Annotated in this window: 11 protein-coding genes; 1 reads left to right on the top strand and 10 read right to left on the bottom strand. The window is 48.3% G+C overall.

Annotated features, from left to right (window positions below):
- Positions 1–25: 25 nt before the first annotated feature.
- The 5 genes from rbp to Q369_RS0125055 form a co-directional block, all read right to left on the bottom strand.
- Positions 26–688 (bottom strand): RNA-binding regulator, encoded by a 663-nt coding sequence (gene rbp, locus Q369_RS0125080; protein WP_031530466.1) that lies wholly within the window; start codon positions 686–688, stop codon positions 26–28.
- Positions 689–730: 42 nt separating this feature from the next.
- Positions 731–1,564 (bottom strand): SMP-30/gluconolactonase/LRE family protein, encoded by an 834-nt coding sequence (locus Q369_RS0125075; RefSeq protein ID WP_031530465.1) that lies wholly within the window; start codon positions 1,562–1,564, stop codon positions 731–733.
- 181 nt (positions 1,565–1,745) lie between these two features.
- The gene (locus tag Q369_RS0125065; RefSeq protein WP_031530464.1) at positions 1,746–5,180 is read right to left on the bottom strand and encodes a 3-keto-alpha-glucoside-1,2-lyase-like domain-containing protein; all 3,435 of its coding nucleotides are present in this window, start codon (positions 5,178–5,180) and stop codon (positions 1,746–1,748) included.
- Positions 5,181–5,255: 75 nt separating this feature from the next.
- Complete coding sequence (locus Q369_RS0125060; protein WP_031530463.1) at positions 5,256–6,530, bottom strand: Gfo/Idh/MocA family oxidoreductase; 1,275 nt, start codon at positions 6,528–6,530, stop codon at positions 5,256–5,258.
- Positions 6,531–6,664: 134 nt separating this feature from the next.
- Positions 6,665–8,224 (bottom strand): acyl-CoA carboxylase subunit beta, encoded by a 1,560-nt coding sequence (locus Q369_RS0125055; RefSeq protein WP_031530462.1) that lies wholly within the window; start codon positions 8,222–8,224, stop codon positions 6,665–6,667.
- Between the two features lie 86 nt (positions 8,225–8,310).
- Here Q369_RS0125055 and porQ point away from each other — a divergent pair, with 86 nt between their 5' ends.
- Entirely contained in the window at positions 8,311–9,363 is a 1,053-nt protein-coding gene (gene porQ / locus Q369_RS0125050; RefSeq protein ID WP_031530461.1) for a type IX secretion system protein PorQ, read from the top strand.
- Here the strand turns inward: porQ and Q369_RS0125045 are convergent.
- The 5 genes from Q369_RS0125045 to pyrF form a co-directional block, all read right to left on the bottom strand.
- Positions 9,360–10,856, bottom strand: a complete 1,497-nt coding sequence (locus Q369_RS0125045; protein WP_031530460.1) for an ATP-binding cassette domain-containing protein — start codon at positions 10,854–10,856, stop codon at positions 9,360–9,362. The two genes, porQ and Q369_RS0125045, sit on opposite strands and share 4 nt — an antisense overlap.
- A 109-nt stretch (positions 10,857–10,965) precedes the next feature.
- Complete coding sequence (locus Q369_RS0125040; RefSeq protein WP_031530459.1) at positions 10,966–11,517, bottom strand: type 1 glutamine amidotransferase domain-containing protein; 552 nt, start codon at positions 11,515–11,517, stop codon at positions 10,966–10,968.
- 214 nt (positions 11,518–11,731) lie between these two features.
- On the bottom strand, positions 11,732–14,335 hold the full coding sequence (gene clpB, locus Q369_RS0125035; RefSeq protein ID WP_031530458.1) for an ATP-dependent chaperone ClpB: 2,604 nt from the start codon (positions 14,333–14,335) through the stop codon (positions 11,732–11,734).
- A gap of 219 nt (positions 14,336–14,554) precedes the next feature.
- Positions 14,555–15,784: a diaminopimelate decarboxylase gene (lysA, locus tag Q369_RS0125030; protein WP_031530457.1), complete on the bottom strand. Its 1,230-nt coding sequence runs from the start codon at positions 15,782–15,784 to the stop codon at positions 14,555–14,557.
- A gap of 44 nt (positions 15,785–15,828) precedes the next feature.
- On the bottom strand, positions 15,829–16,656 hold the full coding sequence (gene pyrF, locus Q369_RS0125025) for an orotidine-5'-phosphate decarboxylase (protein WP_031530456.1): 828 nt from the start codon (positions 16,654–16,656) through the stop codon (positions 15,829–15,831).
- Positions 16,657–16,658 lie beyond the last annotated feature (2 nt).

The following is a 16,658-nucleotide window of genomic DNA, read 5'->3' as shown; positions in this document are numbered from 1 at the left end:
TTTTCTATGTTCTAATATTTAATAATCAATACCAGCTATCGTCCTCGTCACGGCCGCCGAAATGGCGCTTGCTTCCGCCGCCGCCTTTCTTTGAAAACTCACCTCTTCCATAGCGACTGTCGATTTTAGCCTTATTTCCCTGGCCATTCTTGTCACTATGCCCGCGATCATTGCTGCCCGGCTTACGATCCTGGCTGCGGTACCTGTCGCCACCGCCGAAACTGCTGCCGCCTGCAAAACCACCACCTCCGAAACTAGTTCCAGGAGCTGTTTTTTTTACTTCCTGATCGTCGTCGTCCTCGTCATCTATGCCACCGGTGCTGCTTTTTTCTCTTGCACCTGTGCTTCTGTTGTCAGTATCATTTGGTCTTGGCCGGTTAAATCCTTCTCTTTTAAAGTCAGATCTTGGGGCCGCGCTTCCCGCACTGCTTCCACCTGGTCTTGGCTCTCTTTTCTGGGATTCATTAACAACTAATGCCCTTCCATACATTTCTGCTCCATTCAACGAGTTGATTGCCAACCTCGCTTCGTTCTCATCGGGCATTTCAACAAACCCGAAGCCTTTGCTTTGACGTGTGATTTTGTCAATGATAATTTTCGCGGAGCTCACTTTTCCAAATTTTTCGAAAGCTTCACGCAGTTCGCTCTCCTTTAACTTAAAAGAAAGACTCCCAACAAAAATGTCCATGAAACGCCTGTTTATATTTGATTTTTAAGGTTATAAATATATTTATTTTAGCTGATAAGCGACAACATTGTTCTTTCCGAAAGTGGGCACATAAACGACTTTTTTCGCCGGGTCATAACCTATATCCGCTGAATTCGTTTTGTCCGCACTGGTGTCGAGTAATTTCTCCGTAGTACCGTCGGCTTTTACGTAATAAACCATTCCAACCCAGCTCGATACAATGTACTCGCCTGGTTTTACCTGCTCAATTCCGTCCGTGCTTTTGTCCATTCCTTCTGCAATCACGGAAATCTGCTTGGAAGAAGTGAGTTTTTTAAGTGAGCCGCTGTCGGCGATTAATAAATCTGTGCCAACGGCAAGCAACCCGTTTGGTCCGCTAAGCCCTTCATAGTAGGTTGAAACCTGCCCGTCCTTGATCAGGTGGACTTTCTTTGTGCTGGAATCTGAAATGTAAATATTTCCTTTGGAGTCAATCGTTACGTCGTTCAGAAACTGGGCTCCTTCAACAGGATGTTTTTTTACGATTTTACCCGATTTGATATCAATCTCAACAACTTCTGTCACATCCGAAACAAAAAGTTTGGAGCCGAAAATTCCCATTCCCTTGGGTGCATTCAGTCCGGTTACCCAGTCGGCAGCTACAATCTTACCGTCAAGACCAACTTTTGCGATCCCGCCTTTTCCATCTTTTTCCGCGGGTTTGCCGTCGATCAATGCGACATACAACACCTTATCCTGTTTGCTGAAAAGTACCGATTCCGGAACAGGCAACTGAGAGTCCGAAGACCAGATCTGGGTAAGGGAATGTTGCGCTTGGGAAGAGAATGCAAGTGCGGCTACTAAAAAGGTACTTAAAGTGATGTTTCTGGTTTTCATTTGTTTGAAGTTGGCAAAAATGAACAAAGGTTATTGATCAACCTTATCAAGGATGAAAGGATTGTTATTTACTTCCCCTTCTTCCTTTTTACGTTCATTATACCAAAGCTAAATAAAAATGCCCACACTGATTAGGTTGGGCATTTTTTAAATTTTTTTTAAAAAAATCGGTGCGCTTATATCAACTCCGCGTTTTCTTTTTCCCTTTCTTCTTTTCCTGCACGGGCGCTGCCTGCACTTTCGTGAGATCATTGATCCGGATATTCCTGAATTTGAGTGGAGAGCCGTGGCCCAGGAAGCCTAAATGCCCCGAGGTTCTGGATAGTCCCGGATGTTCTTTATGGTCTGGCGTACCGTTTTTACTTGCTTCTGCCAAATCCCCGTCCACGATCACGGTTCCATTCAAAGTAACCCTGATCTTGGAGCCCTGAACGCGCACCTCCTGATAATTCCATTCGCCAAGCGGTTTCAGATAACCTCTTTTTGCCGGAATAATCCCGTAAGCCGATCCGTGGTACTGGTATTCTTTGAGATTCTTGTAGATATCTGCGTCATTATCCAGGATTTGGATTTCGGTACCCACATAAGCTGCGTCACCTTGCATCGGCGTTCTGATCCCCAATCCATTGTTAGCGCCGGGAGTGAGCTGGAATTCAAAACGGAACTCAAAGTCACTGAATTCGTCTTTGGTGTACAAATTCCCGCTTCCACCTTTCTTCGGATCTACTACTAATTCACCGTTCTCGATGAAATAATCAGTTTTGTTTCCTACCCATTCAAACAGGTTCGTTCCGTCGAAAAGGACTTTGTAGCCTTCCTTTTTCTCTTCTGCAGGCAGAACGAATTCGTTTCTCGGGATTTCACGGACATAGATATCCCGGTAGTTGATCAGGTTTCCATGCGCCTGCAGTTCGAGTTGTTCTTTCGCGAAAATAGGCAGGTTACGGTCCCAATAGTTTTCCAGAACCACATTGTCAACTACATTCTCCCCATTCAAATCCACCGAAACACGGTCGCCGATCATGGTAATGTGGAATGTATTCCATTCACCAATTGCATTGTCTGCCAGCTTCGAAGGCTTGCTTGGGTTTTTCTGATTGTTATACAAACCACCTGAGCCCACCTGCGCGCCTACGTCCACACGCGATGTGTCCCAGATCTGCACTTGCGGGGTACCTCTCAGGTAAATGCCTGCATCACCGTCTTTCTGAATTTTCCAGTCTACATACATCTCAAAATCACCGTATTGTTTTACAGTGCAAAGGTTGTCGCCATGCCCGGAGAAAACGAGCTCGCCGTCCTTGGCATACCAGCCTTTTTTCATGATTTCATCCGCCTTGGCCTGTCTGGCTTTTAAGGTATCCGCGCTCATTTTGCCGCGCGCTATCGGATTTTCAACCAAACCCTTCCAGCCGGACAGATCTTTTCCATTGAACAAAGACACAAATCCGTCGCCGGAAGGCAGTTCAGACAAATGCTTTTTAATGGCTTCCAGCTGGTAATCGCCGTCCTTCAATGCAGAAACGGCCTTGGTAATCATATCACGAATTTCGGCGCCGTAGAAGTTCTTGTTCGCCAACGCAATGCTGGTAACCGCCTGAGCAGCTGCCTGGCGGGTTGCGGGCTGATCCAGGTATTTTCCGGCAAACAGCAGTGCATTGAAAGTACGGTACCTGGCCAGTTCCTTCAAAATAGCTTCTTTCTGCGCATCTGTTTTCGCCAGGGCCATTGCATCGCGCAGCATTAATACTTTTCCGGTCGGCGTTTTAGGCGACTTGGCAGCTGCGGCAATGTAGCCCGAGAATGCAGCTTCAAATTCGGCGTTATCCGAAGTCTTTTTTGCAATTGCCAGCAATTCTTTGGCAGCACTCGCATCCGACCACACACTTAGCGAGTTGATCGCGATCTTCTTCATTTCCGCATCTCCTTTTTCGTAAGAAGCAACTACGGACGAAAGTGCTTTTTTGCCGCCGATTGTTGCCAGTACAGGAAGGTAATTCGCTTGTTTACCGGAAGACGCAGCTTGCATTTGTTTCAAAACCAGCTCAGTCTGCGAGTTGGTATCTCCTGATCCTTTCACCACCACACTGATCGCTTGCTGAATTGCTGTAATGTCGGCGGGTGCTGTTTCAGTATTTAAAAGTGAGAAAAGCTGAGGCAGGTCTTTCGGCTCGGCCAGCGATTTCAATGCATCGAAAGCCGATTTATGTACGTCAGGATCGGTACTTTTCAACTGCGCCGAAACAACTGCCAGCTTAGTACTGGCCGCACGGGCAGCCAAAACGTCGATCATCGCAGCTTTCGCCGGATTAGGAAGCGTGGGCAATGCTTTTGCGATCTGATCCGTGAGCGTAGCGCCTTTAATGGTCAGCAAACTGCTTTTTACAATTTTGATTTCAGCTGCATTTGCTGTTTTGGACACATTGATCAAAGCCGGAATGCTGCTTTCCTGACCAATCTTCCCCGCCGCCCAGATCGCCGCGCTTCTAACCCTGGTATCTTTCGATGTAAGTGATTTAAGAATGGCAGGCAATGCGTCTTGTGAACCTGCGTGGCCGAGCATAGTAATGATTTCGGCCTGTACTTCCGGCTGTGCGTTTTTCATCGCGGCAAGCCAGGAAGCAGCTCCGTTGGCCATTAGATATTTCTGTCCAAGCTTCAATGCGGCTGCCCGGTATTCGTGATCTGTGCTTTTCAATGCGCTTACAAGCACAGGCACCGATTCGCGTTTTTTGCTGTCCGCGTAGATTTTCAATGCAGATGATCTTGTGGCTACCTGCTTAGGGGCAGGTGTATTTTTGATCAATGCAAGTGCAGCTCTTTCAGCGATGGGTGCGTTTCCGGTTTTGGCAAGATTTGCAAGATATTTTAGGTAAGCTGCGGTTGCGTCGCTCTCGTTATAACCATAAAGTACCTTTTGCGCAGCCAGCATTAAAATCTGCTCTGAGGAAGGTATCGCAATTTCCGACAGGGCGTAAAGACTAACTTTCCGTAATGCGAGATCCTCGGTGGTCGCCGTTTTTTCAATTTCGGGAGCCGCTTCCTTGAATTTAGTGTCGCCCAGCGCTTCAATGATCGCAATGCGCGCTGCCCCTTTTGCATTACCCAGTGCCTGGAACAATGCGCTGCCGGCTGCATTCGAGCCGTTTCTGGACAATGCCCTCGCAGCCGGACCTGAAAGCCGCTCGTCGCTGAGGTAAGATTTCAATGCGTCAATGGACTCGTCCTTTCCAACTGTTTGCAGCTGATAAATCAGGAAGTTCTTGCTATCCGGGTCATTCAGCTTGCTTAATGCTTCGCTGTAAGCTTCTGAGGCTGCTTTTCTTGCAGTTTCCTTACCAGCTTGCGAAGCATAGTAAGTAAAGCCGCCGAGCGCATACTGGATCTTGGTATTATCACCTTTACCGAGTGGCGTCAGCATTGAAGCAATCTGAATCAATGCGGGTTTGCCAAGCTGTTCGAGCTCCGTCATGCTTTTCTTCAACCCAGCCTCATTTTGAGCGGGTAATTTTGAAAAGAGGGCTTCGATTTGGTTGGTCAATGAGGCATCGGTCTGCGCGATCGTCTGCGAAGCAAGCAGAAACGATACAAGAATGGAGTATATAAATTTCTTCATGTTAGAGAAGCCGGTCACTTGGGCCGGCAGCGTATATGATGGTTTCAGGAATCAGGATTTTGAAAATACGGGGCGTCAAATAGTCCACGGTCCCCGCATTGGCTGGTTGATCAGGCGGTTTGCACCGTCGTCGTCGATGAACTCCTGTTTTTCAGGATCAAATTTCAGCGAGCGACCGAGACGAAGCGCAGCCAGTCCCATATTCACGATCGTGCAGGAACGGTGGCCGTTTTCTTCATTCAATGCAAACTTTTTGCGGGTTTTAACTGCGTCTACAAAGTCGGTTACCTGTGGTTCCGGGTCTGGGAATGCAGCCAGCTTCTTTTCAAGATCCGGTATGTCCGACTTGAAGTTCGGGTACAATTTGCCTTTCGGACCTTCTATGTAGGCGACTTTCTCGTCTTTCGCTTCTCCGTCCAGAATGATCTGGCAACCATCTTCATAAGTATAGGTTATGCGCCGCCAGGTGCCAACTGCTTCTGTATGCTGCTGCGGTGCATCAACTTCCACGCTCACCGGGCTGGTATCGTCTTTCCCCAGAAAATACTGGATCGGGTCGAGGTAATGCTGGCCCATATCGCCCAATCCGCCGCCGTCGTAATCCCAATAGCCGCGGAAAGTTTGGTGGACGCGGTGTTCACTGTATGGTTTGTAGGGTGCAGGACCGAGCCACATTTCGTAGTCTAGGTCGGCGGGTACAGGCTGAGGGGCATTGTTTGTTTTTCCTACCCAATAAAATTTCCAGTCAAAACCGGTATGCTTGCTTACGGTTACTTTCAATGGCCAGCCCAGCAACCCGCTTTGTACCAATTTCTTAATGGGCTTAACAGGTGTGCGCATTCCGTAAAAATTATCTTCAAAACGGAACCACGTATTGAGCCGGAAAATCCTTCCATGCTGCTGAACCGCTTCTACGAGGCGCTTGCCTTCGCCGATGGTACGCGTCATCGGTTTTTCACACCAAACATCTTTGCCTGCACGCGCTGCGTCTGCGGCGATGATCCCGTGCCAGTGCGGCGGGGTAGCTACGTGTACAATGTCAACCTCAGGTAGCTGGATCAGCTCACGGTAGTCGGAGAAGGTTTTTACGCCTTTATCGACCATGCTCACAGCAGTTGCGAGATGTTTTTTGTCCACGTCGCACAATGCGACTACCTTGGTTCCGGCATACGGAATGTGGCCGCGGCCCATGGAACCTGTACCTACAATCGCTTTGGTGAGCTGATCGCTTGGAGCAAGAAAACCCTTGCCGAGTACGTGGCGTGGAACGATAGAGAATGTGGCTATCGTCGCAATGGAGCCTTTGATAAAGTTCCTTCTGGATGCAGAAGTACCTTTTTGTTCTTTCATTGATTAAGGTGATTTAGGAAGAAATGATAATAGTAAGCGCCTTCAATTTAGGTCAATAATCAGAAGAGACCAAAACAGCACCTGGCTTTATGGGAATACGAACAGTATTTACCGGAATGTGAAAAGTAGTTTTTTTACAGCGGGATATTGCCGTGCTTTTTGCGCGGCAGCACGTCGACTTTGTTTTCGAGCATTTCGAATGCAGCGATGAGCTTTTCCCTGGTTTGTTCAGGATGAATTACTTCATCAATGTAGCCTCTGTTGGCCGCCAGATAAGGGTTTGCGAATTTTTCGGTGTACTCGGCAACTTTTTCAGCAAGCTTCTCCTGCGGGTTTTCAGATTGGGCGATGTCCCGTTTGAAGATGATTTCTGCTGCTCCGCTGGCGCCCATTACCGCGATCTCCGCACTTGGCCACGCGAAGTTCATATCAGCGCCAATGTGCTTGGAGTTCATCACATCGTAGGCGCCGCCGTAAGCTTTGCGGGTGATAACTGTAATGCGCGGCACTGTGGCTTCGCAAAACGCATACAGCAGCTTTGCCCCATTTGTAATAATCGCATTCCATTCCTGGTCCGTTCCGGGCAGAAAGCCGGGTACATCTTCCAGTACAAGCAGGGGAATGTTGAAACTGTCACAAAAACGTACAAACCGCGCTGCCTTTGTACTTGCGTGAATATCAAGCACGCCGGCGAGTACGGCAGGCTGATTCGCTACGATCCCGATACTCCTGCCCGCCAGCCGCGCGAAGCCGACCACAATATTTTCCGCGAAATGCTGGTGTACCTCTAAAAAACTGTCGCCGTCGGTAAGTTCGAGAATAACCTCCCGCATATCATAAGGCTGGTTTGAGCTGGGCGGGATGATGTTGTTCAATGCGGGCCGCGATTCATTTTGCGGGTCGTAATGCATTCTGAGCGCTTCGTCTTCGCAGTTTTGCGGCACATAGCTCAGCAGCTTTTTTATTGCCAGAAGGCATTCAACTTCATTCGGGGAAACAAAATGCGTTACGCCTGACTTGGAAGCGTGCGTCATGGCGCCGCCAAGTTCTTCGGAAGTAACCTCTTCGTGGGTAACCGTTTTGACTACATTCGGACCAGTTACGAACATGTAGCTCGTATTCTCAACCATCAAAATGAAGTCGGTAATAGCCGGTGAATAAACCGCCCCACCTGCGCAAGGCCCCATTACTGCCGAAATCTGCGGGATTACGCCGGAAGCGAGGGTGTTTTTGTAAAATATATCGGCATAGCCCGCGAGTGAAAGTACTCCTTCCTGAATGCGCGCGCCGCCAGAGTCGTTTAATCCAATCAATGGAGCCCCGTTTTTCATCGCCAGATCCATCAGCTTGCAGATCTTTTCGGCGTGCGTTTCAGACAGCGAGCCGCCGAACACGGTAAAATCCTGAGCGAAAACGTAGGTTAACCTGCCATTTACTTTTGCATATCCCGTCACCACACCGTCGCCGAGATAATGCTCTTTGTCCAAACCGAAATCGGTACTGCGATGCGTTACAAATTTGCCTATCTCCTGAAATGTACCCTCATCAACCAGTACAGCGATCCTTTCCCGTGCGGTCAGCTTGCCTTTCTGATGTTGTGCCGAGATCCTTTTTTCACCTCCACCCAAGTCAGCCTCAGCATTTTTTTGGTCTAACAATTCTTTTTTTGAAAAGGAGGCTGGATCGGATTTCATGTAATACGGGCGATATAGTTACATTTGTTTTTGAACGGATTATAAATATAGCGGCATTTTACTGATTCGGGAAATTCTACTGACTTATGAGGGCGACTGGATGCGGGGCTTATCTGCTTGCATTATTTTTTCTGTTGATTCAATGGGCCGCAAACGCGCAGCCAGCTGGTGGAAAAAGCCGGCTTGACTTTCTTGTTCTTCCTTCACAGGCAAAAAGTACCGCGCTTGGTACGCATCATCTCACAGCCTCAGGCAACGATCCCGCTCTTTTTCTCCAAAATCCTGCCTTACTGGATTCTTCGAAAAACGACAATGCATCGGTAAACCTGATGCCGTATCTGGCCGACACCAAGTTCCTGAACCTCGCGTATGCACACGGGGCGGGCAAGTCCGATGGTACCTGGGCAGTTGGGCTGCAATACCTGAATTATGGTACAATGCAGGAAACGGATGATCTGGGGAATGTAATAGGGGAGTTCCGGGCGGCAGATTACGGGATTTCGGCAGGATATGGGCACACCGTAGGTGCTTTTACAGTAGGTGGTACCGTCAAGCTGGTGGGTGCTGCTGTGGAAACTTACCAGACCTGGGGCGCTGCTTTCGACTGGAGTGCATTGTTCAGGCACCCGCGCGAGGATTTTACGGTCGGGTTTGCTGTCAAAAACATGGGCTTTCTGAAACAAAACTATAATGGAGCCACGGATCCGGTTTTACCATTGGATATCCGGGCGGGAATTACATTCAAGCCGGAGTATATGCCCGTCAGGATTTCGCTGACTGCGCATCATCTTAACCGGTTTGACATGGTTTACAACGATCCGGCGCTTTTCTACACTTATGATATCAATGGAAACAAGCTGCCCAAAAAAGCAGGTATTGCCGAAAAGCTGGGCCGGCACCTGTCACTAGGCGCCGAGGCATTGATACACAAAAATTTCAGGTTGTTACTGGGTTATGATCATTTGAGAAGGCAGGAACTGAGGCTGTCTGACAAGGCTGCATTGGCGGGTTTCTCTTTCGGACTCTGGCTCAGGGTCAAACGGTTTGAAGTCTCTTATGGTCGTGCGCAGTATGTGCCGGGTTTCGGCAGCAGCTCGCTCTCCATTGTTATGAATCTGAAAAAAGGTTTTACAGACTAGCCCGCGACAACAATCCCCGTTTCGAGTTTGATAAACCGGGTGACGCAGGAAGGAATTTCATGTGTGTAATGCGAGACGTAGATCAACGTTCGATCGGGGGTATCGCAAACAGCATCTACCACCGACTTGAAATATTCGATCGCCTCACTATCCAATCCCTGACAAGGTTCGTCGAGGATGAGCAGAGGCGGATTTTTAACAAGCGCCCGCGCCAACAGTACCATTCTTTGCTGACCTTTTGATAGCTGAGAAAAATCCTTCTCTACGAGTTGTCCTACGTGCAGCAGCTCTGCGACCTGGTGCACCCGCTGGATTTGTAACTCCGTCAGCTTCTTGAAAAATACGCCCGTTGCATCGAAAAAACCTGAAGCAATGGTTTTGAAAACAGTTGTGTTGCGTGGAAAATACAAATGCAGTTCCGGTGAAACATGCCCGATCTTTTGCTTGATATCCCAGATAGAAGCGCCTGCGCCGCCGCGTTTTTTGTCAAACAGATCAAAATCATTTGCGAAACGTTGCGGGTTATCCGCTGTGATAATGCTCAGCAATGTAGATTTTCCTGAGCCGTTTGCTCCCGACAAAGCCCACTTTTCTCCTTTGGCTACTTTCCAGCTGACATTATCAAGGATCAAATCTGAACCATATTTAACCCGGATATTCCTCAGATCAAATGCGTGCTGGAAGTCTGTAAATGCTGGTGAGCCGAATGCAGCCAGACTTTCAATCGTTGGTTTGGGCTGGGACTGTCCGGAAGTGTTTACATGAAAGTCTGCCGCAGGCGTTTTCGCGACAATTTTACCTCCTTGCAATTCCAACACGTGGGTAATACAAGGCGGGATCTCGGTTGCTGTGGTCGCCATGATAATGGAAACACCTTGCTGCGAAAGCTGCGTTAACGCATTGCGCAGCACTTCTCTTGAATGCACATCGAGGCCGCTGAATGCATTGTCGAGCAGCAGTAACTTAGGCTTTTTTAAAAGTGATTTTGCCAAAAGCATTCTTCTGGTCTCTCCATTTGATAATGTCACAAAAGGGTGGTCCAGTAAATGCGTCAGTGAAAGTAATTCTGCCACTCTTTGCAGTTCTTCGTCGCTGATGGAGGAAGGTTTTAGCTGAACGGATTTTTCATCGATAGTACCGACGGGTCTGAGCTGATCTGTTAAAACCGCCCGCAATGTAGGTGCCCGTTCAGCTTCATAGGCGTGGAAGCGCTGCTGGTAGTATTCAGCGCCTGCATTTACAATGCGGTTGAAAGAGTAATCATTGGATGCAAGTTCCACCGTCTCGCGGAGCGGCTCGCTCCACCCGTAGCTGATCTTCCCGGATAGTACCGGCCATTTGCCTGCAATTACTTCAAGCAGAATCGTTTTGCCCGCGCCATTAGGCCCGATAATCGCCAAGTTTTCACCAGATTCAATATTCCAGTTAATAGCAGATAGAACTTCGGTATCGTATTTTCGAACGGAAACGTTTTGGAGAGAAACAACGGACATGAGCAATTGCGTACTTGATTGGTGCGCAAAGATTACAACTTTGACCGTAAATGGAAATAAAAAAGCATCCCTGGCGGAATGCTTTGCGGTTATAGCTTGCTAATGAATGCTATTGATGGAATTCCAGGTTGAATTCCTTGATCATTGCGCTTGTGAATGCGGAAAGGTCGTCGGTGGTCCGGCTTGTTACCAGTCCATTGTTAGTTACCACTTCCTGGTCTATCCAGATAGCCCCGGCATTTTCCAGGTCGTGGCGGATGGAAACGTAAGAGGTAAGTGTGCGGCCGATCACCACATCTGCATCGATCAGGATCTGCGGACCGTGGCAGATAGCTGCTACTGGTTTTCCATTTACAAAGAAAGACCGGACAAATTCAATTGCTTTTTGATTCACCCGCAGAATGTCCGTTCCCATTACCCCGCCTGGGATCAGGAGTGCATCATAGTACTCAGGGCGGGCAAGCTGCAGTGGCACGTTTACCTTGTATTTTTCACCCCAATCGAGATGACTCCATCCCCGTACATTGTCTTTGTTCGGAGAAATTAAATGGGTTGTGGCTCCCATTTTATCTAGGACTTTTCTGGGACAGGTCATCTCGACCTGTTCGAATCCGTCAGCAACGAGAATTGCGACTTTGATTGAATTGAGCGGCTGTAACATGGAATGATGATGTGGATCAAAGGGTTAGATTATTCAACTATTAAATTGCACAAAAATTATGCCAGAATGGAAGTATAGCTTCTGCTTACGTTTCAGGATGTACGGCGACGCTTGTGCTACCCAGGTGGGGAAATGCGCTTCTACATTCCGCACTGGGCAAAAACAAAAAGAGCGGCTCGCAAGCCGCTCCTAGTGAATGTAATTATTTCAAGTTTTAGATCTCGACACCGCCGACGTTTTCGAAGACCAGTTCACCGTGTGAATTCAGCTCCATCATAATCACCGCATCCTTCGCTACCTCGCCGCTCAGGATCCCTTTTGACAGTTCGTTCAGGATTCTTCTCTGCATGACGCGTTTTAGCGGACGGGCGCCGAATGCGGGATCAAAACCGTCTTCGCCGAGCTTCGTTAAAGCTTCGTCGGTAGCTTCCAATGTGATTCCCTGCTCCTGCAGCATCCGTTGAATTCCTTTGAACTGGATATCTACAATTTTGCGAATATTTTTCAATGTTAAAGGTTCAAACAGTACAATCTCGTCAATCCTGTTCAGGAACTCGGGTCGCACCGAAGCTTTCAGCAGGTCAAGTACCGCCTGTTTGGCTTCTTCCACCACAAGTGTGTGGTTCCAGCCTTCATCTTCGGCAAACTTCTCTTGTATGATGTGGCTGCCGATGTTGGAAGTCATGATAATGATCGTGTTCTTAAAGTTCGCGACACGACCTTTATTATCAGTCAGCCTGCCTTCGTCCAGCACCTGCAGCAGGATGTTCCAAACATCAGGATGCCCTTTTTCAATCTCATCCAGCAAAATCACGCTGTAAGGTTTCCGGCGAACTGCTTCGGTGAGCTGGCCGCCTTCATCGTAACCCACATATCCCGGAGGCGCACCCACCAGCCGGCTTACGGCGTGGCGTTCCTGGTACTCGCTCATGTCAATGCGCACCATTGCATTCTCGTCGTTGAACAGGTACTCGGCCAGCGTTTTTGCCAGCTCTGTTTTACCAACACCGGTCGGTCCGAGGAAAAGGAAGCTACCTATCGGGCGCTTGGCATCCTGTAAACCGGCGCGGCTTCTTCTGACTGCATCAGATACCACCCCGATCGCCTCCTCCTGTCCGGCTACACGCTGATGCAAATGCGCTTCCAGCTGGAGTAGCTTCTCGCGGTCGCTCTGGAGCATTTTGCTTACGGGAATACCAGTCCATTTCGCTACTACCTCGGCGATATCTTCGGGCCTGATCTCTTCCTGCATCAGGCTTTCTGCACTTTCGGAATTTTGAAGCTCGGTCAGCTTCTGCTGTACTTCGGGGATCCGGCCGTAACGTATCTCCGCTACCTTTCCAAAATCTCCGGCGCGTTCAGCCTGTTCCGCTTCGAGGCGCAACTGCTCACTTTGCTCTTTCAATGTTCTTACCTCGTTGACCTTCCCTTTTTCATTCTCCCATTGTGCCTTCAAGGTATTCCGTTCTTCACTGAGATCGGCAATTTCCCTGTTCAATACAGTTTCCTTATCCTTGTTATTTTCTCTCCTGATCGCCTCACGCTCGATTTCCAGCTGCATAATGCGGCGGTTCAGTTCGTCGAGCTCTTCTGGGACGCTGTCCATTTCAAGCCGCAATTTGGAAGCGGCTTCGTCCATCAGGTCAATAGCTTTATCGGGCAAAAAGCGGTCGCTGATATAACGGTTTGAAAGCTCTACGGCAGCGATCACCGCGTCGTCCTGAATGCGGACACCGTGGTGCAGCTCGTATTTTTCCTTGATACCCCGCAAAATGCTGATTGCATCGGGGATATTAGGCTCGTCTACCATTACTGCCTGGAAGCGGCGTTCAAGCGCCTTATCTTTCTCCACATACTTCTGATACTCTTTTAAGGTAGTGGCGCCGATTGCGTGCAGCTCGCCTCTTGCAAGAGCTGGTTTCAGCAGGTTTGCTGCGTCCATTGCGCTTTCCCCGCCGCCACCTGCACCGATCAGGGTATGTATCTCGTCGATGAAGAGCACGATTTCTCCTTCGGAATCAGTTACCTCTTTGATCACGGCCTTCAATCGTTCTTCAAACTCACCTTTGTACTTGGCACCGGCGATCAGAAGTCCCATATCCAGCGACACAATGGTTTTGGATTTAAGGTTTTCTGGGACATCGCCCTGAACAATTCTTTGTGCCAGACCTTCCACGATCGCAGTTTTACCAACACCTGGCTCACCCAGCAGGATCGGGTTGTTTTTGGTACGTCGACTTAATATTTGCAAAACGCGCCTGATCTCCTCGTCGCGGCCAATCACCGGGTCAATTTTACCGGCTTTCGCTAGTTCGTTCAAATTCTTGCTGTACCGCTCCAGAGACCGGTATTTAGCTTCTGCATTTTGATCTTTCACGGGGTTGTTTTTTCCTCTAAGTTCTTTGATTGCATTGATCAGCTTCTTCTCATCAAATCCCAGCTCCTTCATCAGGTTGGCTGTGGCATCTTTTCCGCTCAGGATACCCAGTAGCAGCAGCTCTATACTGATGAATTCGTCGCCAAATTCTTTCAGGTAGTTCTGTGCTTTTCCACTGGCTGCTGCCATATCATTGCCAAGATAAGGCTGGCCTCCACTCACGCGGGGATAGCCGTCCAGTATCTTTTGCAGCCTGGTGTTTAAAACCTCCGGACTGATATTCAATTTGTTGAGCAGGAATAAGGAAGTGTTAGGATCCTCTTCCAAAATCGATTTCAGCACGTGGCCGGTTTCAATCGCTTGCTGCTGATTGCCCTGTGCCATTTGCGCAGCGTGCTGAATAATCTCCTGCGCTTTGATGGTATATTGGTTAAAATTCATGGCGTTGATTTCGTTGTAATTGATACTACCTGGTTACGAAAAATCATGTGCCGGAATACAGAACCGGAAATTTTGGCATTAAAAATTCAAAACAATGTAAAAAGCAGACATTCTGTCAATGGAGCTGGTGTTTTATTCTGAAATCCACTCTTTGATTGCAGCAGCTTGGGCAAAATGAAAGCTGCCCGTTTCGGAGCAGCTTTCGTTCTTATAAATCCCTTATAGGTCAGTTTGTGTTTTCAGCAGGTCGTCCAGCGTTTCCCGCCTTCTTACGAGTTTTGCCTCCCCATTGTCGATCAGTACTTCGGCGGGCCTGATACGTGCGTTGTAGTTTGAGCTCATCGTCATTCCGTAAGCACCGGCGTTCAGGAATGCAAGTACGTCGCCGGGACGCACTTCGGGCAGTTCACGATCGCTTGCAAATGTATCTGTCTCGCAAATGTAGCCCACTACATTGTACTTTTTAGGATCCCCATTTGGATTGGAAATGTTCAGGATGTGGTGGTAAGAACCGTACATCATCGGGCGGATCAGGTGATTAAGTCCCGAATCCACATGTACGAAATTGCGGGCCGGATCTTCTTTCACCACAGTTGTTTTTACCAATAAATAACCCGATTCACTCACAAGGAATTTACCGGGCTCAAACCAAAGTTGCAGCTCGCGGCCATATTCTTTGCAGAAGTTCTGAAAACGCTCGGAAATGTTTTTGCCCAAAAGCGCCATATCAGTTACAGCGTCGCCAGGCAGATAGGAGACTTTAAATCCGCCACCCAAATCAATCACTTCAAGATCGGGAAAGTGTTTTGCAGTTTCAAAAAGGATATCGGCCACTTTCAGAAAAGGCTCTGCATCCTTGATATCAGATCCGGTATGCTGGTGCAAACCGATGATTTTGATATCGTATTTTTTAACCACTTCCAATATCTGGTCCAACAGCAGCACAGAAATTCCAAATTTGGAATCTGCGTGTGCAGTCATAATTTTCGCGTTGCCGCCCGCAGCTACATTGGGCTTTATACGGATCAGGCAAGGTTTGGTATTTCCATAAGTTTGTCCAAACCATTCCAGCAGGGGGATACTGTCCACGTTTACAATCGCCCCGGCATCAACCGCTGCTTTGACTTCCTCAAATGGTACGCCGCTTGGTGTGAAAGTGATCTGGCTGGCTGTGTAGCCGGCGATCAACCCCATTTCCAGCTCTCCGGGTGATACCACATCAAGTTCTACGCCGATAGATCGCATCAGGCGAAGGATAGCAAGGTTTGTGTTCGCCTTGCACGCATACTTGATCTTCATGTTCACGCCTGCAAATGCTTCCTGCAGCTCAGCAGCTTTCCGGCGGATCGTGCCGCCGTCGTATAAATAAAGCGGACTTCCGTAAGTATTCAGAAGTTCCACCGGATCAATGTTCTGAATTGAGAATGTATTTTGTTCTGCGACTTGCATTGAATTAGCTATAAAAAGGATTTCGTGATTTGAATAACAGGGTTTTACTTGCAGTAAAGATCAAGATAAGCCTCCATTTCTTGTTGAATGGATTGCGCTTCCTGTTTGGCCTTTTGTGCAAAATCCTTGTCGCTGCCTGCGTAAATAATACTCCTCGATGCATTGACGAGCAAGCCGCAATTTTTGTTCATTCCAAATTTCGAGACTTCTTCCAGGTTACCGCCCTGGGCTCCCACGCCGGGGACAAGCAAAAAATGATCGGGGACAATGGTGCGAATTTTTTCAAACTCCGAAGCCTGCGTCGCGCCTACTACGTACATGATCTTGTCGGAGCCGCCCCATTCCTGCGAGGTTTTCAAAACCCGCTCAAACAATTCAGAGCCGTTCACTTCAAGCCGCTGGAAATCGGAGCTGCCCGAATTGGAAGTCAATGCAAGAAGGATAACCCACTTATTTTCATATTCAAGAAACGGGATCACCGAGTCGCTGCCCATGTAAGGCGCCACGGTAACCGAGTCGAAGTTTAAACCTGAGGAACTTGGGTTAAAGAATGTTCTTGCGTACAAGCCCGAAGTGTTCCCGATATCACCCCGCTTTGCATCTGCGATTGTAAAATGCGATTTTGGGATGTAGTCCAAAGTTTTTTGCAGACTTTCCCATCCTTTTGCACCGAGTGCCTCGTAGAAGGCGATGTTTGGTTTATAGGAAACACAGTAGTCGGCAGTCGCGTCGATGATCTGTTTATTAAATTCAAATATCGGATCAACGCTCTGTTGAAGGTGTGAAGGGATCTTGCGGATGTCAGTATCCAGGCCCACGCAGAGGTAGGTTTTCTTGGACACGATCTGCTCGGACAATTCTTTATAAGTCATGT

This window comes from Dyadobacter crusticola DSM 16708 (assembly GCF_000701505.1).
GTDB lineage: Bacteria > Bacteroidota > Bacteroidia > Cytophagales > Spirosomataceae > Dyadobacter > Dyadobacter crusticola.
Note: the sequence above shows the minus strand (reverse complement) of the source record. Positions and strands in the feature narration are given on the sequence as shown.